The organism is Streptomyces sp. NPDC051940, from assembly GCF_040680895.1.
In the GTDB taxonomy this organism is placed as follows: domain Bacteria; phylum Actinomycetota; class Actinomycetes; order Streptomycetales; family Streptomycetaceae; genus Streptomyces.
On the sequence record NZ_JBFAXR010000046.1, the window covers coordinates 44,978 to 60,579 of the forward strand.

At 72.0% G+C, this 15,602-nt stretch carries 15 protein-coding genes, 1 tRNA gene and 1 pseudogene; 11 read left to right on the plus strand and 6 right to left on the minus strand.

Going from position 1 to position 15,602, the window contains the following annotated elements; translation table 11 throughout:
- Positions 1-16 precede the first annotated feature (16 nt).
- Together AB0M28_RS19530 and AB0M28_RS19535 are read left to right on the plus strand one after the other, a co-directional pair.
- The gene (locus AB0M28_RS19530; protein WP_365406034.1) at positions 17-2,149 is read left to right on the plus strand and encodes a LamG domain-containing protein; all 2,133 of its coding nucleotides are present in this window, start codon (positions 17-19) and stop codon (positions 2,147-2,149) included.
- A 91-nt stretch (positions 2,150-2,240) separates the two neighbouring features.
- Positions 2,241-3,791, plus strand: coding sequence for an amino acid permease (locus AB0M28_RS19535; RefSeq protein WP_365406037.1), 1,551 nt, complete (start codon positions 2,241-2,243; stop codon positions 3,789-3,791).
- A gap of 7 nt (positions 3,792-3,798) precedes the next feature.
- Here the strand turns inward: AB0M28_RS19535 and AB0M28_RS19540 are convergent, their stop codons facing one another.
- Positions 3,799-4,521: an ABC transporter ATP-binding protein gene (locus tag AB0M28_RS19540; protein ID WP_365406040.1), complete on the minus strand. Its 723-nt coding sequence runs from the start codon at positions 4,519-4,521 to the stop codon at positions 3,799-3,801.
- Positions 4,514-5,407 carry an ABC transporter permease gene (locus tag AB0M28_RS19545; RefSeq protein WP_365406043.1) on the minus strand — a complete coding sequence of 298 codons (894 nt, stop codon included), beginning with the start codon at positions 5,405-5,407 and terminating at the stop codon, positions 4,514-4,516. The genes AB0M28_RS19540 and AB0M28_RS19545 overlap by 8 nt, the downstream gene beginning before the upstream one ends.
- A 153-nt stretch (positions 5,408-5,560) precedes the next feature.
- On the opposite strand from AB0M28_RS19545, the gene AB0M28_RS19550 reads away from it, so the two are divergent.
- From AB0M28_RS19550 to AB0M28_RS19575, 6 genes are all read left to right on the plus strand, one after another.
- Entirely contained in the window at positions 5,561-6,181 is a 621-nt protein-coding gene (locus tag AB0M28_RS19550; RefSeq protein ID WP_365406045.1) for a TetR/AcrR family transcriptional regulator, read from the plus strand.
- Between the two features lie 13 nt (positions 6,182-6,194).
- A complete protein-coding gene (locus tag AB0M28_RS19555) occupies positions 6,195-6,542 on the plus strand; it encodes a hypothetical protein (protein WP_365406048.1) in 348 nt (115 codons plus the stop codon).
- Between the two features lie 305 nt (positions 6,543-6,847).
- Complete coding sequence (locus AB0M28_RS19560; protein WP_365406049.1) at positions 6,848-7,168, plus strand: hypothetical protein; 321 nt, start codon at positions 6,848-6,850, stop codon at positions 7,166-7,168.
- Between the two features lie 7 nt (positions 7,169-7,175).
- Complete coding sequence (locus AB0M28_RS19565; protein ID WP_365406051.1) at positions 7,176-7,409, plus strand: hypothetical protein; 234 nt, start codon at positions 7,176-7,178, stop codon at positions 7,407-7,409.
- Positions 7,410-7,545: 136 nt separating this feature from the next.
- Positions 7,546-7,618, plus strand: a tRNA-Lys gene (locus tag AB0M28_RS19570).
- A 201-nt stretch (positions 7,619-7,819) separates the two neighbouring features.
- Positions 7,820-9,262, plus strand: coding sequence for a DUF234 domain-containing protein (locus tag AB0M28_RS19575; RefSeq protein ID WP_365406054.1), 1,443 nt, complete (start codon positions 7,820-7,822; stop codon positions 9,260-9,262).
- Positions 9,263-9,347: 85 nt separating this feature from the next.
- On the opposite strand, the gene AB0M28_RS19580 is transcribed toward AB0M28_RS19575, so the two are convergent.
- Positions 9,348-9,749 carry a hypothetical protein gene (locus AB0M28_RS19580; protein ID WP_365406057.1) on the minus strand — a complete coding sequence of 134 codons (402 nt, stop codon included), beginning with the start codon at positions 9,747-9,749 and terminating at the stop codon, positions 9,348-9,350.
- Between the two features lie 267 nt (positions 9,750-10,016).
- On the opposite strand from AB0M28_RS19580, the gene AB0M28_RS19585 reads away from it, so the two are divergent.
- From AB0M28_RS19585 to AB0M28_RS19595, 3 genes are all read left to right on the plus strand, one after another.
- Positions 10,017-10,457: a hypothetical protein gene (locus AB0M28_RS19585; protein WP_365406059.1), complete on the plus strand. Its 441-nt coding sequence runs from the start codon at positions 10,017-10,019 to the stop codon at positions 10,455-10,457.
- A gap of 135 nt (positions 10,458-10,592) precedes the next feature.
- The gene (locus tag AB0M28_RS19590; RefSeq protein WP_365406062.1) at positions 10,593-11,732 is read left to right on the plus strand and encodes a PLP-dependent cysteine synthase family protein; all 1,140 of its coding nucleotides are present in this window, start codon (positions 10,593-10,595) and stop codon (positions 11,730-11,732) included.
- The gene (locus tag AB0M28_RS19595) at positions 11,729-13,018 is read left to right on the plus strand and encodes an MFS transporter (protein WP_365406065.1); all 1,290 of its coding nucleotides are present in this window, start codon (positions 11,729-11,731) and stop codon (positions 13,016-13,018) included. Before AB0M28_RS19590 ends, AB0M28_RS19595 begins: the two co-directional genes overlap by 4 nt.
- 43 nt (positions 13,019-13,061) lie before the next feature.
- On the opposite strand, the gene AB0M28_RS19600 is transcribed toward AB0M28_RS19595, so the two are convergent.
- The 3 genes and pseudogenes from AB0M28_RS19600 to AB0M28_RS19610 form a co-directional block, all read right to left on the minus strand.
- Complete coding sequence (locus tag AB0M28_RS19600) at positions 13,062-13,895, minus strand: M15 family metallopeptidase (protein ID WP_365406068.1); 834 nt, start codon at positions 13,893-13,895, stop codon at positions 13,062-13,064.
- Between the two features lie 24 nt (positions 13,896-13,919).
- Positions 13,920-14,069: pseudogene (locus AB0M28_RS19605) on the minus strand (multicopper oxidase domain-containing protein); the annotation flags it as partial.
- Between the two features lie 147 nt (positions 14,070-14,216).
- Positions 14,217-15,242: an NlpC/P60 family protein gene (locus tag AB0M28_RS19610; protein WP_365406071.1), complete on the minus strand. Its 1,026-nt coding sequence runs from the start codon at positions 15,240-15,242 to the stop codon at positions 14,217-14,219.
- Between the last annotated feature and the right edge of the window lie 360 nt (positions 15,243-15,602).

Genomic DNA, 15,602 nt, shown 5'->3' on the forward strand with positions numbered 1-15,602 from the left:
GCGTCCCCCGCGGTCCGTGCGAGCTGTCGCACTGGCCGTCTCCGCGTTCCTCGGCCTGCTCGCCGTACCGGCGACGGCCACGGCGGCGGAGAACCTTCCGCCTGATCAGCCGCTCACCACGGAGCTTGCCCTCGACCTCGACACGCCGTGCGTCGCCGGTGATGCCCGCCCGTACACCTCGGATCCGACCCCGAGACTGCTCGCCGTGATCCGGGACCCGGCCGATGCGCAATGGCTGGGGCTCCGGGCCGAGTTCGAGGTGTCGTGGACCGACGCGAACGGCGAGCGTCAGGTACTCACGCGTCTGACCTCGGCGGCCCTGTCCAGCGGGCAGCGAGCCACCTGGGACCAGATCGAGGGACTGCCCGCCGGTACGGTCCTGAGCTGGCGCGTCCGCGGCTACGACGGAGTCCTGTGGGGCCCGTGGAGCTCGGACAACGGCGCGGGTGCCTGCGAGTTCGTCATCGACACGGTCAACCCGGAGCAGCCGGTGGTCACCTCGGAGCAGTTCCCCGCCGACGTGTTCTGGGTGGACGGCGTCGGGGTGTGGGGCGACTTCACGGTGGATTCGCCGTCCGAGGACGTCGTCTCCTACGAGTACCACTTCACCGGTGAGCCGTGGCACAGGATCAGTCCGGACGAGCTGGGCGGACCTGTGGAGTTCAGCTGGATGCCGCAGGACAGCGGCCCCACGACTCTCGAGGTCTGGGCGAAGGACCGGTCGGGCCGGCACAGCGCGACGACGTACTACGACATGAACATCGGCCAGCCCCGCCGGCCGGTGGCCCGCTGGCAGCTCGCCGACCCGGCGGGCTCATCCACCGCTGCGGACGACCAGGGAGCCGCACCGGCGACCGCCGGCAAGGGCGTGACCTTCGGCGCCGAACCGCCCTCCGGTACGGAGGTGCCGGGCGCCGTGGAGCTCGACGGCGGTTCCGGGGCGTACCTCACCCCGAAGGCCTCGGTCGTCGACCCGGGCCGGACCTTCTCGGTCAGCGCCTGGGTGCGTCCCGCGTCGCTCGGCTCGGACACGGTAGCCGTCAGCCAGAACGGCGCGGACGAGCCTGCCTTCACGCTGGGGACCTTCACCGACGGCACCGGTGCGAAGCACTGGGCCTTCGCGGTGGGGGACGGGCAGGCCGAGCCCGCCTTCCGGGCCGTCGGCGGTACTCCCGACGAAGGCGAGTGGGCCCATCTGGCGGGTGTGTACGACGCCGTGACGAAGACGGTCCGTCTGTACGTCAACGGTCGCGCCGTGGACTCGGTGGAGGGCGCGGAGGTGACGCCGGTCAGCGGGGATCTGCAGATCGGCCGCTCGCGGGACGAGGACGGTTACGGCCACACCTTCCGCGGTGAGCTGGCGCAGGTGGGTCTGTGGGACCGCGTGCTGGTGGGCAAGGAGATCGGTTACGCCGCCGCCCGTACCGCTGAACGGACCGCCTACTGGCAGGTGAACACCGCCGCGAACGGCGAAAGCCCCGAGTACGGCGGCGGCGCGCCACTCGTGCTCGGCGGTGACACGTCGGTCTTCGACAAGCCGACCGAGCCGGAGGAGTGCGACTGGGACGTGGACCCGTGGTGCGAGCCGCAGCCGGCGATCACCCCGCTCGTCGGCAAGGGCGACCTGATCTTCGACGGCGACGGGGACTACGCCGCGACCGGCGGTCCGGTCGTCGCGACCGACCAGAGCTACACCCTGGCCGCGCACGTCCGGCTCCCGAGATTTCCGGAACGGGACATGAGTGTGCTGTCCGTACCCGGTGTGCACGCGAACGCCGTCGAGGTCCGCTACGACAGTGCCCTGCGCAAGTGGCAGGCAGTCGTGGCGCACGAGGACGCGGCCGACGCCGAGCGTACGGTCGTCACGTCGTCGGATGGTTCACCGGTGACCCATGTCGCGGTCGTCTACGACGACGGCGCCGATGAGATCCGGCTGTATCTCGGCGGATATCTCGCGGGCCGGGCCCACGTCTCCGACGACCACGAGTGGGCCGCGGACGGAACCCTGCAGCTGGGACGGTCGCTCACCGCGGCCGGGTGGGGCGGGTTCCTGGACGGACACCTCGACGAGGTGCGCGTGTACCAGGGCGCGGTGAAGGACTCCGTGCTGCTGTCGCTGAGTTCTCGTACGGAGCGCCAAGACCTGTGACGACCCGCGCCGGGGGCCGGATTCCCCGGCCCCCGGCACGTGTTCCTATTGTGATGCGTGTCACCCCGCCCTCCTGGGCATCGCTGGGAGCATGACAACCCACGAACCCCGGGACGCGTCCGACCCGCCCACCGCCACCGCCGCCGCAGCCGCCCCCGTCGCCGACGAGGAGCGGCTGCGGCAGCTCGGCTACACCCAGGTGCTCGCCCGCCGGATGTCGGCGTTCGGCAACTACGCCGTGTCGTTCACCATCATCTCGGTGCTCTCCGGCTGTATGACCCTCTACCTCTTCGGCATGAACACCGGCGGCCCCGCCGTGATCACCTGGGGCTGGGTCGCCGTCGGCCTGATGACGCTGTTCGTCGGGCTCGCCATGGCCGAGGTCTGCTCCGCGTACCCCACCTCCGCCGGGCTGTACTACTGGGCCCGACGTCTCGCGCCGCCCCGGCAGGCCGCCGCCTGGGCCTGGTTCACGGGGTGGTTCAACGTCCTCGGGCAGGTCGCCGTCACCGCCGGCATCGACTTCGGCGCGGCGTCGTTCCTCGGCGCGTACCTCAACCTCCAGTGGGACTTCGAGGTCACCGAGGGGTGGATCATCCTCCTCTTCGCCGCGATCCTGCTCCTGCACGGCGCCCTCAACACCTTCGGCGTGCGCATCATCGGGCTGCTGAACGGCATCAGCGTGTGGTGGCACGTGCTGGGCGTCGCCGTCATCGTCGGCGCGCTCACCTTCGCCCCCGACTCGCACCAGTCGGCGTCCTTCGTCTTCACCGAGTTCGTCAACGAGACCGGCTTCTCCAGCGGTTTCTACGTCGTACTCATCGGCCTGCTGATGGCCCAGTACACCTTCACCGGCTACGACGCCTCCGCCCACATGACCGAGGAGACGCACGACGCGGCGGTCGCCGGTCCGCGCGGCATCGTGCGGTCCATCTGGACGTCGTGGGTCGCCGGTTTCGTGCTGCTGCTGGGCTTCACCTTCGCCATCCAGAGTTACGAGACCGCCCGCACGTCCCCCACGGGGGCGCCGCCCGCGCAGATCCTGCTGGACGCGCTGGGTGCGACCGGCGGCAAGGCGATGCTGCTCGTCATCATCGGCGCGCAGCTGTTCTGCGGGATGGCCTCCGTCACCGCGAACAGCCGGATGATCTACGCCTTCTCCCGCGACGGCGCACTGCCCTTCTCCCGCGTCTGGAACCAGGTCAGCCCGCGCACCCGCACGCCCGTCAACGCGGTGTGGCTCGCGGCGCTGGGCGCGCTGGTGCTCGGACTGCCGTACCTGATCAACATCACCGCGTACGCGGCGGTGACCTCGATCGCCGTGATCGGGCTGTACATCTCGTACGTCATCCCCACCCTGCTGCGGCTGCTGCAGGGCGACCGCTTCGAGCGGGGGCCGTGGCACCTGGGCCGGTGGAGCCGGCCGATCGGGGTCGTCGCCGTGGTGTGGGTGGCGGTGATCACCGTGCTGTTCATGCTGCCGCAGGTGTCGCCGGTGACGGCGGAGACCTTCAACTACGCGCCGGTGGCCGTCGCGGTGGTGCTGGGCTTCGCGGGTGTGTGGTGGCTGGTGTCGGCGCGGCACTGGTTCCTGAAGGGGGAGCAGCGGGTGCCGGAGGCGGCGGTGGCGGAGGCTCCGTAGACCCTGCTCAGCCGGTGGACGCCTCGTACTCCGCCATCACCTCGTCCACCGGCCCGTCCGCCCGCAGGCGACCGTGCTCCAGCCACAGGGCACGGTCGCACGTCTCGCGGATCGTGCGGCTGCTGTGGCTGACCAGGAACACCGTGCCGGCGCGCGCCCGCAGCTCGTCGATACGCCGGCGCGAGCGCTCCTGGAACGCGCGGTCGCCGGTCGCCAGCGCCTCGTCGATCAGCAGGACGTCGTGCTCCTTGGCGGCCGCGATGGAGAAGCGCAGCCGGGCCGCCATGCCGGAGGAGTACGTCCGCATGGGCAGCGTCGAGAACGGCTCCCGGGCGTCGATGCCCGCGAAGTCGACGATGTCCTGGTACCGGGCGCGGATCTGCGCGGGCGTCATGCCCATCGCGAGCCCGCCGAGGACGACGTTGCGCTCGCCGGTGAGGTCGTTCATCAGGGCGGCGTTGACGCCGAGGAGCGAGGGCTGGCCGTCGGTGAAGACGGCGCCGGACTCGGGCGGTTGCACGCCGGCGACGGCGCGCAGCAGGGTGGACTTGCCGGAGCCGTTGGAGCCGACGATGCCGACGGCCTCGCCGCGGTACGCGGTGAAGCTCACGCCGCGCACCGCGTGCACGCGGCGGGAGCGGCCGGGGCCGTGCACCCGGTAGACGACGTGGAGGTCGTCGACGATGACGGTGGGGGGCGCGGGTTCCCGGGTCCCGGGGTGCTCACTCACGTCCGTACTCCTCCTCTCCCTGCCAGAAGAAGCAGAGCCCCGCCGCGGCCGCGGCCAGCGCCCACGCCGTGGCGGCGGCCCAGGCGTACGGCGGCAGGCCGTCCGCGGGGAAGCTGTCGATCAGGGCGGCCCGGGCCAGGTCGATCCACAGGGCCGCCGGGTTGTACGACAGGACCGCCCGCAGCGCGGCCGGTGCGTCCGCGGCCTGCCGGCTGATGCTGTACATCACGCCGGACGCGTACATCCACGTGCGCATGACGAAGGGCAGCAGCTGGGCGAGGTCCGGCGTACGGCTGCCGAGCCGGGCGAAGACGAGCGCCAGCCCCGTGTTGAACAGCAGCTGCAGCCCGAGCGCGGGCACGACCTCCAGCCACCGCACGGAGGGGACCGCGCCGCCGCCGACCAGCAGCGCGGCGACCACCACCATCGACAGGCCGAGCTGGCGCAGCTGGGCCAGCACCAGGGCGACGGGCAGCGCCGCCCGCGGGAAGTGCACGGCCCGCACCAGACCCCGGTTGCCGGAGACGGCGCGGACGCCGGCGAGGACCGAGCGCTGGGTGAAGGTGAACACGAAGACGCCCGTCACCAGGAACGGGATGTAGTCGGGGACGCCCTTGCGGGCGTGCATCAGCAGGCCGAACACCAGGTAGTACACGGACGCGTTGAGCAGCGGGACGGCGAGCTGCCAGAGCTGGCCGAGCCTCGTCTGCGCGTACTGCGCCTCGTGCTTGGCGCGGGCGAACTCCCAGACGAAGTGCCGGCGCCCCCACAGGCCGCGCAGATAGTCCGGCAGCGGGGGCCGGGCGCCGCTGCGGGTCAGCCCGTGGGCGGCGGCCAGGGCCGCGGCGGGGGAGGGGGCCGCCGGGTGTTTCTCCAGCAGCGTCATGCGCACCTCCGGGGTGCAGTGGTTTCGCGTCTGTTCTACGTCTGTTTTACGTCCGCTTTACGTCGGAACGGAACCGTTCCGTCGTGCTGTCGCACGCTAACCCGCCACGACGATGGAACGCAAGCGTTCCGTCGTACGGGATAGGATCGGGGTATGCCTGCCGCCGCCGAGCCCGACGACTCCGCCCCGCGCCGTACCGCCGCGGGCGCGGCCGTGCTGCGCGCGGAGGTGACGGACGCGATCCGGCTGGCGGTGCTGCAGGAGCTGGCGGAGGTGGGGTACGGCCGGCTGTCGATCGAGCGCGTCGCCCGCCGGGCGGGGGTCGGCAAGGCGGCGGTGTACCGCCGCTGGTCGTCGAAGCTGCCGATCGTGCTGGACCTGGTCAAGGGCCTGACGGCGCAGCCCCTCCCCGTCCCCGACACGGGCAGCCTGGAGGGCGACGTACGGGAACTGCTCGCGGCGACCGCGGCGGTGCTGCGCCACCCGATGGCGGCCCAGATCCTCCCCGACCTCCTGGCCGAGGCGGCCCGCAGCCCGGAACTCGCCGACGCCCTGCGCGAGGCGGTCCACCACACCCAGCGCGACCTGGCCCGCGCGATCCTGAAGTCCGCCGAGTCCCGCGGCGAAATCCGCCCCGGCGTCGACCCCGACCTGGCCCTGGACCTCCTGGCGGGCCCGCTCTACTGGCGCCTGATGCTGACCCGCACGGAGTCCCCCCGCAACCACCTCGACCGCCTGGCGGCGGTAACCACGGCAGCGCTGCGGGCGGCGTGAAGGGGCTGTCGGTGTGGGGGCGAGTGACCTGAGCCTGACGTGGCAGCTGGCAGGTCGGTTCGAAACGCGGGCGCAGTTCGAAGCGGAACCCACCGCCTACCGCTGGATCTTCGAACGACGGGACGCCATCGTCGCGATCCGCGTCCTGGAGCTGAGCCACGGCAGGCTGCACGACAACGCCGGCGCGGAGGTGTGGAGCAGCCGGCAGCCGATGGACCGACTCTCCCGGACGGTCATCCGCTGCTTCGACGCGGTCGCGGATGCGCACGGAGAGAGCGCCTGTCGAGGCGCGTGGGGCGCTCGCTTCCCTCGAACGGAACTGGAGGCCCTCAGGGGGCTCTGGCGCACCACCCGCTCCTGAGGCGATCCTGCCGTCGGTGTGCCTGGTGAGGCGCGGGTGACCGGCGGAGCCCGATGCCGCCGTCACTCAGAGGTGTGAAGCAATCGACGCTCCGCAACCGGATCGGTCGACGTGCGGGTCCTGATCAGCGACAGCGACCTCCCGCGCGGAAGGGGCCGTAAATGGCCGTTCAGCAGGCAAGGCGACTCAGCACCGCACTCGCAGCCGCGGGTGCGTTCCTCATGTTGAACCCGGCTCCGGCCCACGCCACCGCCGTGGGGTCAACGGCCGTCGCAACGTTCGAATACTCCGTTGGTGGAGTGACGATGAAGGTTCCGACAGGCTGCATGTTCACGCACGTCATCCGGGGCGGGGGTAAGAAGATCACGTACCAGAACGCGGGAGTCGACTGCGGCTTCGTGGGCGCTCTCAGCAGCGGCTTCTGCAACTGGCGTATCGACTTCAACTACGCCAATACCGACAACAAGACCTACAAGGTCTCACGCGGCAAGACCCACCCCAAGTGCACGATCGACCCGATGCGCAACAACGCACCCCGGACGCTGCCGCGATACGGCAAGGCGTGCGCGCATCTGTACGTCAACGGCGTCCGGCGAGTGACGCAGTGCCACCACATCACGGAGTGAGCGATTCATGATCGACCAGGAGCAGGCGCAGGACAGCGCGTTCGAGACGCGGAGGCGGCGCGCCGGAATTGCCGCGTTCGCGGCGGGGGCCCTCGTCACGCTGGCGTTCTTCAGCTTCTTCCCGGGCCTTCCCCACGTCATCGACTGGGGTGCCATCGTGGCCGCCTTCGGCGTCGGCGTGATCGCCCGCTGGGCCTGTCAGTCGAGGATGAACAGGAAGAACGCCGGCTCCCCAGGGTGACGGTCCGACCGTCGGCGAATTGGGCTTGCCGGCGGGCTGCTCGGATGAAGGAACACGCAGGTCGCGGACCCGGCGGCCCGCCGGACGCTTATCCGCTCGGGATCGCCCCGGGGTCCCGGCTATGCTTGCCGGGCGCGGGCCGTTAGCTCAATTGGCAGAGCAGTGGACTTTTAATCCATTGGTTGTCGGTTCGAGTCCGACACGGCCTACGTATCGCGGGAGCCCCTCAGGGGGCTGACCTGCAGCGGAGCGCCCGAACCAGCTCAAGTCGGTTCGGGCGCTTCGTCGTTGTCTGCCTCGATGCACGTCCGGACTCGCCGACGGCTCCGTCTCTTTGTGTGAGCGGGCGATTACTCGGATGGATGTTACTATGGTCGATCTGAGTAAGATTGAATTGAGTCAGGTGGCGCATGGGCGGATTCACCGGACGTGAGCGCGAGCTCGCCAGCCTGGATCGGCATCTTCGCTGGGTACGGGAGGGTCGCGGCGATCAGCGCGGCAGGGCGCTGCTGCTGCGGGGCCGGAGGCGAGTGGGCAAATCGCGGCTGGTCGACGTCTTCTGCGAGCGCTCCGGCGTCCCCTATGTCACGCATCAGGCGACCAGGGGAGAGGACCCCGCCCGTGAGCGGGAGCTGCTTCTTGCGGAGGTGCGGCAGTCGTCTCTGCCGGACGTGTCGTTGCTGGCCGGGGTGGAGCGCACGGCGGACTGGGCCACCGCGCTGCGCCAGCTCGCCGCCGTACTGCCGGACGACGCGCCGAGCATCGTCGTGCTCGACGAGTTCCCGTGGATTCTCGAAGGCGACCCGGTGGCCGAGGGCGCGCTGCAGACCGCGTGGGACCGGGCGCTGAGCAGGAAACCGGTCCTGCTCATCCTGATCGGCAGCGATCTGGCCATGATGGAACAGCTCTCCGCGTACGGCCGGCCGTTCCACCAACGCGGTGTGGAGATGCAGCTGCCGCCCCTCACCCCCTACGAGGTCGGGGAGATGGCGGGGTTGCCCGCTGCGGAGGCGATCGACGCCTTTCTGGTCACCGGTGGGCTGCCGCTGATCGCGCAGGAGTGGCGCGAGGGCGAATCACGGGAGCATTTCCTGCGCCGCAGCCTTGAGGACCCCACGTCTCCCCTGCTCGTCTCCGCCGAGCGCGCACTGGCCGCGGAGTTCCCGGCCGCGCTGCAGGCGCGGCACGTGCTGTCGGTCATCGGATCGGGCGAGCGGACGTTCACCTCCATCGCGGCCAGGGCGGGCACCGCGGATCGGGCACTGGCGCCTGGTTCGCTCAACCCCGCGCTGAAGTCCCTCGTGGAGAAGAGGCTGGTCGCGGTGGACACGCCGCTGTCGGTCAAGGGCGGCGAACGGGACCGGCGCTACCGGATCGCCGATCCGTACCTGCGGCTGTGGCTGGCCTTCTTCGAGCGCGGTATCGCGGATGTCGAGCGGGGGCGGGGGCGTCAGGTCGCCGATTCGGTCGAGCGCAGCTGGCCCTCATGGCGAGGACGGGCCGTCGAGCCGGTGGTCCGGGAGGCGCTGGCGCGACTGCTGCCCGACGAGCAATGGCCGAACGTGCATGAGGTCGGTGGCTGGTGGCCCCGGACGAACAACCCCGAGGTGGACCTCGTCGGGGCGGACCGCGTCCCGGCACGCGGGATCGGCTTCGTCGGTTCGGTGAAATGGCACGAGCGCACCCCGTTCGACCGGCGGGATCTCGCAGTGCTGGCCCGGGATGCTCTCGCCGTGCCGGGGGCTTCGGAGGACACTCCGCTGATCGCCGTATCCCGCTGCGGGTTCGAAGCCGAAGGGCTCGCGGCCGCGTACGGCCCCGAGCACCTGCTCAAAGCGTGGTTGCCGGAGTGAACATCCCCGGACATCCTCACGGTTCGCCGTGGACTGGCGCGCCGTCCCCGTCGGTCGCACTCCGGGGACGGCGCGGAGGCCGGCGTCAGGTCTCCGGGCAGAGCGTCTTGCGCAAGCCGATGTTGAGGTGGGCTCCGTCGTCGTCCGAGAGCGTGATTCCGTCGTAGGAGAAGCGCACAGCGGCCGAGTGGTCCGCGGTCGTGGTGCCGCCTTCGAGGGAGTGGCACTGGTTGCGGGCCGCGTTGATGGCCTTGTCCTCGTCGGCTGTGAGTCTGGCGTTGACGTCTCTGATCGCCGCGAGGAGGGCGTCTCGTTCGGCGCCGGTCGGGGCGGGCGGGATGCCGGTGTTCTCCTGGGTCTCGGGCGCGGCTGCGGACGGTGTGGGCTTGGTGTCGGCCGCTGAGCCGGGTGTGTCGCTGTCGCTGCTGCAGCCGGTGAGGGCGAGGAGCAGGGCGGCGGTGCCGAGGACGGTGGTGCGGATGTGCATGATCCCCCCAGGGGAGTTGCTGGTCGGAGGCTGCATCGTGCGCTGAGTCGTGCACCGGCGTCCCGGGTGTGGCGGTTCTGTGACACGGCGGGGGGCGGGGGCAGGGGCTGGGCCTCCGTCGTCTGTCGGTGCGGGCGTGTTCGGACGTGGTTGCGAAGCCGTCGCCCGAAGGACGCGCAGGACGTTGATGAACGCGGCGGCCGGGATCCCACCGCGTAACATCACGGCACGATCACAGCTTGGTCGCGGTAGTCGTACGGAGGCCCCGTGTCGTTCCGCTGTCCGCACCCCGTGCGCGCGCCGCGCGCCGGAGCCCGCCGCCCGTCGGCGGAGCGGCTGCTTGCCGCCGTGCTGGCGGCGTTCGTGGTGGCCCTGGCCCTGTGTTCCGTCTGGCACAGCGGGCACCAGGAGGCGGGTCACGGGGGCGCCGGCGTGAGCGTCGCGGCGCCGGGGCGGGCGGCTCCCGCCGCCGAGCCGCGGGCGCCGGAGTGGCTGCACACCGCGCCGGGCTGCGCGTCGGGTTCCGTTCTGCGGGCGGTCCAGACCGGCCGCGACACCCCGGGGCCGGCCGGAGTCGGCACCGTCCTCGGCACGCTTGCCGCCACCGCGCCCGCCTGCGTACTCCCGGTCCTGCGCCGGCGCACGGGCGAGGGATCCGTGCGCTCCGGGCGGACCGTGCTGACCGCCGTCTGCCGATGGCGTCTCTAGAGGCTCCCGTCCGCAGCCGGTGACACCCGGCTGCCGCGCACCCGTGCCGTACGCCGTGGCGCCCCGCGCCGCAGCATGCCCTGCCGGGGCGCGAGATGACCCGCAACCGAGCCGTCATCGAACGAGAGCACCACCATGCACCGATTCACCAGCACCGCCTTCACCCCTGCCCACGCGACCGCCCGCTCGGCCCTGCCCGGCCTGGTCGGCGGCACCCCTCTGCTGCGCGTCTCGCGCCCGCTCACCCCTGCCGGGCGCGGCTTCTGGGCCAAGCTCGAAGGGTTCAACCCCGGGGGGATCAAGGACCGTCCGGCCCTGTACATGGTCGAGCAGGCACGCGCACGCGGCGTGCTGCTTCCCGGCGGCCGCATCATCGAGTCCACCAGCGGCACCCTCGGCCTCGGCCTCGCCCTGGCCGGGCAGGTGCACGGGCACCCGGTCACCCTGGTGACCGACAGCGGCCTCGAACCGGCCACGGCCCGCCTGCTGGCCGCGTACGGCGCACGGGTCGAGGTGGTCACCGAACCGCATCCCACCGGGGGCTGGCAGCAGGCCCGCCGCGACCGTGTCCGCCGGCTGCTCGCCGCCCACCCCGGCTCCTGGTGCCCCGACCAGTACAACAACCCCGACAACGTCGCCGCGTACACCCCACTCGCCCTGGAACTCGCCTCCGAGCTGGGCCGGATCGACGCCCTGGTGTGCAGCGTCGGCACGGGCGGTCACTCGGCCGGCATCTCCCGCGTGCTGCGCCGCCTCTGTCCGGAGCTCCTCGTCGTCGGCGTGGACACCGTCGGCTCCACCGTCTTCGGCCAGCCCGCCCGTCCCCGGCTGATGCGCGGACTCGGCTCCAGCATCCATCCGCGCAACGTCGCGTACGACACCATCGACGAGGTCCACTGGGTCGCCCCGGCCGAGGCGGTCCGGGCCTGCCGGCAGCTCGCGGCCTCCCACTACGCCACCGGCGGCTGGAGCGTCGGCGCCGTCGCCCTGGTGGCCGGCTGGCTGGCCCGTACCCTGCCCGACAGCAGCCGGATCGTGGCCGTGTTCCCCGACGGCCCGCAGCGCTATCTCGACACCGTCTACGACGACGACTACTGCGCGCGGCACGGTCTGCTCGACGCGCCGCCGCCGGTGGAACCCGAGGTGATCGGCCGTCCCGACGAGAAGGAGGTCGTCCGCTGGACCCGCTGCACCACGGTCGTGGACCCCCTCGCCCCGTCGCCGTCCCCCGCGCCCGCCACCACGCACGCCCGGCAGGACCGGGGGCAGCGGTGAAGGGCACGATCACGCAGCTGCGTTCGTACGAGCGCAGCGTCCAGCTGTTGATGGTCAACCAGTTCACCATCAACCTCGGCTTCTACATGCTGATGCCGTTCCTGGCCCAGCACCTCTCCGGCACGCTCGGGCTGGCCGGCTGGCTGGTCGGCCTCGTCCTCGGGGTGCGCAACTTCAGCCAGCAGGGCATGTTCCTGATCGGCGGCACCCTCGCGGACCGGCTCGGCTACAAGCCGCTGATCGTCGCCGGCTGCCTGCTGCGCACGGTCGGCTTCGCCGCCCTCGGGCTGGTCGGCTCGACGCCCGCGCTGCTCGCCGCCTCGGCGGCCACCGGGCTGGCCGGCGCGCTGTTCAACCCGGCCGTGCGCGCCTATCTGGCCGCGGACGCCGGGGAGCGGCGCGTCGAGGCCTTCGCCCTGTTCAACGTCTTCTACCAGGCGGGCATTCTGCTGGGCCCGCTGGTCGGGATGGTGCTGACCGGATTCGACTTCCGGCTCACCTGCCTGGTCGCGGCCGGGATCTTCGCGCTGCTCGGCATTCTGCAGATCCGGGCGCTGCCGGCGCGCCGCGGGGCCGGCCCATCCGGTTCCAGCGGGCGGGTGCTGCCCCAGTGGCGGGCCATCGCCCGCAACCGGCCCTTCCTGCTCTTCTCGCTGGCCATGACCGGTTCGTACGTGCTGACCTTCCAGGTCTATCTGGCGCTGCCCCTCGAGATCCGGCGGCTGGCCGGGCAGGGGACACCGGGGACCACCGCGGTCGTCGTCCTCTTCGCGGTCTCCGGCCTCGCCACCATCCTCGGCCAGACGAGGGTGACGGCGTGGTGCAGGGCCCATACGGTTCCCGGCCGGGCACTGGTCCTGGGGGTGGCGACGATGGGCGCGGGCTTCCTGCCTCTGCTGGCGGCGACGGCTCTCCCCGTACCGGACGGCGGCGCCGCCCGCTGGCTGACGGCGGCCGTCCCCTCCGTCCTGGCTGCGTTGCTCCTCGGGGTGGGCACGATGATCGCCTACCCCTTCGAGATGGACACCGTCGTGCGGCTCGCGGGCGACCGTCTCGTCGCCACCCACTACGGGCTGTACAACACCGTCTGCGGGATCGGCATCACCCTCGGCAACCTCCTGACCGGCGCCGCCCTCGACGCCGCCCGCTCCGCGGGCCTGCCCGCGCTGCCCTGGCTCGCCCTGTCCGCCCTCGGGCTGGGCTGCGCCGCCGCGCTCCACGCGCTGCACCGCACCGGCCGGCTGACTCCCCGGCCCGTGGCGGAGCCGCAGCACGCGACCGCGTGAAACCGCGCCAGGGCCGGCGGCGTTCACCCGCCGCCGGCCCTGGTCAGCGGCCGACGGGCGTCCCCGTGGCGGCGGGACCCGTTGCCCGGAACGGCTTGGACGGGTAGCCGGTGTCGAAGTGCTGGTAGTCGGGTACGTCGATGTCCTGCCAGATCCAGCCCTCGGCCGTGAACGCCCGCCACACCAGCCCGCCCTTGAGGATCTTGCCCTTCCCCGGGGTGCGCCCGCTGTCCTTCGCGCTGGGCATCCAGCACGAACAGCGCGTGTCCTTCCAGGGGTTCTCCAGCGGGTTGATGTCGACGGCCCGTCCGTTGGCGTGCGGCGACCCGGCGGCCGGGGCGTTCGCCTGCCCCTGCCTCCGGCAGTTGAAGGCGGAGGTGTTGTCGGCCCGCATGCTGGCGTCGTCATCCCCCCGGTACGCCTCGATGGGGGTCATCCGGCGGATGGGGAAGCGCTCCTCGAACAGGCGGGTGAAGACGCGCACGACGCTCGCGGCCACGTCCTGGTTGACGACGATGCCGCCACGCCGCACTTCGCCGTCGAAGGACCAGTAGTTCAGGTCGACCCGGCGCAGCCCCGCCCGCCCCACCGGACAGCCCGGGCGCCACACTCCGGCGCCCTTGATACGCGCCCACTGGGCGTCGCTGATCTTCGAGATCTGGGCGCCCACGGTCCGCGCGGGGACAGGAGAAGGACGTTTCTGTACGGGCGACCGCGAGGACTCGGCGGCCGGCGGCGGCGTGTCCGCGGCGTCCGGCCCGGTCGTCGTGGTGCAGCCGGCGGCCAGCAGCACGGATATGGCGGCGAGCGCCGCGCCCCGCCGGGCCGGGGCGCGCGGGCGTCCGCGCCGGGCGGGACGGAAGTCGGGACTGCGCATGCGGCTCCTCCTGTATCCGGGGCCTCACCCCTCGTACGCCAGCAGCCCCATCATCCCGGCCTCCCCGTGGTAGACGTTGTGGCAGTGCATCAGCCACCGACCGGGATTGTCGGCGTCGAAGTACGCGGACAGCGTCCTCTTCGGCAGCACGATCGCGGTGTCCTTGCGGGGCCCGACGGGCTGACCAGGGAGGGGCTGTCGTCGGGGCGGCCGCAGGCGCCGAGTGCGGCGGTGCCTGCGGCGCCCAGCGCTGCGCGGAGGAGGGCGCGGCGGTCGGGGATGTTCATCGATCTCGTCTCTGCGCGCGTGCCGCGTCCCCTTTCAGGGGCGGATGGCGCCGTAGTACGGCATCGTCCCGATGCCCACGATCTCCACGTTCTTGCCGGTGCGCGGTGCGTGGAGGATCTTCCCGTCGCCTATGTAGAGCCCGTTGTGCTGGGAGGGCGAGTAGAAGAAGACGATGTCGCCGGGCTGCAGGTCCGGCCTGGCGACCTTGCGGCCGGTGGCGTACTGCTCACCGGTCGTCCGCGGCAGTGAGACGCCGGCGGCCCGCCAGGCGGCGCCGGTCAGCCCGGAGCAGTCGTACGAGTCGGGGCCGGTGGAGCCCCACTCGTAGGGCTTGCCGAGCTGCGCGTAGGCGAACTCGATGGCGGTGCGGGCGCGGCCCGACGCGGGGCCGTTGTAGGTGGCCGCGCTGTCGCTGCCGCCCGCGGTGCGGTCGGCCGCGGCCTCGGCGTCGCGCAGCTGCTCCCGCTCGTCCGCGGTCAGGTCGTTCAGCAGGCGCTGGGCTTCGGCGAGCCTGTCCTGGATCTCCCGCTTCCGGGCGCCGACCTCCCTGCGGGTCTGTTCGACCGCCGCCAGGCGGGTTGCGGCCTCGGTCCGGGCCTGGGCGAGTTCGCGCTGCTTCGAGCGGAGGGCGTCGAAGCGGGAGGCCTGCCGGGCGCTCAGGCGGCCCATCATCTCGGCCTGTTCCAGATAGGCGTCGGGGTCGGCGGAGAGGAACAGCCGCACGCCGGGGTCCAGGGCGCCGTCGCGGTACTGGGCCGCGGCGAGCGGGCCGATCGCGCGCCGCAGTTCGTTGATCTCGGCCTGCTTGGCGGAGAGCCGGTCCTGCGCGCGATCCGCGGCGGACTGGAGCGTTTGCTGCCTCTCCTGTACGGAGTTGTACTCCTCGGTGGGCGCCTCGGCCGCCTCGTAGAGTTCCGCGACGCGCTTGCGTACCTCGTCCACGGAGGGCTTCGGCTCGGCGTGTGCCTGTGCCGGCAGCAGGCTGGCGGCGCCGGCTGCGGTGGCGAGTGCGGCTAGTCGGCCTCGTCGCGGTGGCTTGGGTCGGCGGTGTGCGGCCATGGTGCGGCACTCCTTCGGCTTGTTTTCGGCAGCTCGCCGTGGGAAGTGCGAATCAACTTAGCTGATTGGTGGTTGCGGGGCAATCGGGGTCCGGTGGGGTGCGGTTGCGCTGGCGCCTGCGGCGCGGTTCGGCGCTTCGCGCCTCAGTCCTCAAGCGCCGGACGGGCTGGGAGCAGTGCGGGTCACGCTGCAGCGTGTGGTTTGCGCTGGCGCCTGCGGCGCGATTCGGCGCTCCGCGCCTCAGTCCTCAAACGCCGGACGGGCTGGGACGGTGCCGGTCGCGCTGGAAGCGTCCGGTCGCGCGGGGGAGGGTTCGGTCCTGTGGGGGAGGGCTCCGGCCCCGCCGCGAGTGGCGTGGAC

What these genes read in the sequence shown, in the direction of transcription:
- AB0M28_RS19600 (WP_365406068.1), bottom strand. Translation starts at nt 13,895, where the DNA reads ATGCGCAGTCCCGACTTCCGTCCCGCCCGGCGCGGACGCCCGCGCGCC.
- AB0M28_RS19560 (WP_365406049.1), top strand. Translation starts at nt 6,848, where the DNA reads ATGAAGGTTCCGACAGGCTGCATGTTCACGCACGTCATCCGGGGCGGG.
- AB0M28_RS19545 (WP_365406043.1), bottom strand. Translation starts at nt 5,407, where the DNA reads ATGACGCTGCTGGAGAAACACCCGGCGGCCCCCTCCCCCGCCGCGGCC.
- AB0M28_RS19565 (WP_365406051.1), top strand. Translation starts at nt 7,176, where the DNA reads ATGATCGACCAGGAGCAGGCGCAGGACAGCGCGTTCGAGACGCGGAGG.
- AB0M28_RS19550 (WP_365406045.1), top strand. Translation starts at nt 5,561, where the DNA reads ATGCCTGCCGCCGCCGAGCCCGACGACTCCGCCCCGCGCCGTACCGCC.
- AB0M28_RS19580 (WP_365406057.1), bottom strand. Translation starts at nt 9,749, where the DNA reads ATGCACATCCGCACCACCGTCCTCGGCACCGCCGCCCTGCTCCTCGCC.
- AB0M28_RS19535 (WP_365406037.1), top strand. Translation starts at nt 2,241, where the DNA reads ATGACAACCCACGAACCCCGGGACGCGTCCGACCCGCCCACCGCCACC.
- AB0M28_RS19575 (WP_365406054.1), top strand. Translation starts at nt 7,820, where the DNA reads ATGGGCGGATTCACCGGACGTGAGCGCGAGCTCGCCAGCCTGGATCGG.
- AB0M28_RS19590 (WP_365406062.1), top strand. Translation starts at nt 10,593, where the DNA reads ATGCACCGATTCACCAGCACCGCCTTCACCCCTGCCCACGCGACCGCC.
- AB0M28_RS19610 (WP_365406071.1), bottom strand. Translation starts at nt 15,242, where the DNA reads ATGGCCGCACACCGCCGACCCAAGCCACCGCGACGAGGCCGACTAGCC.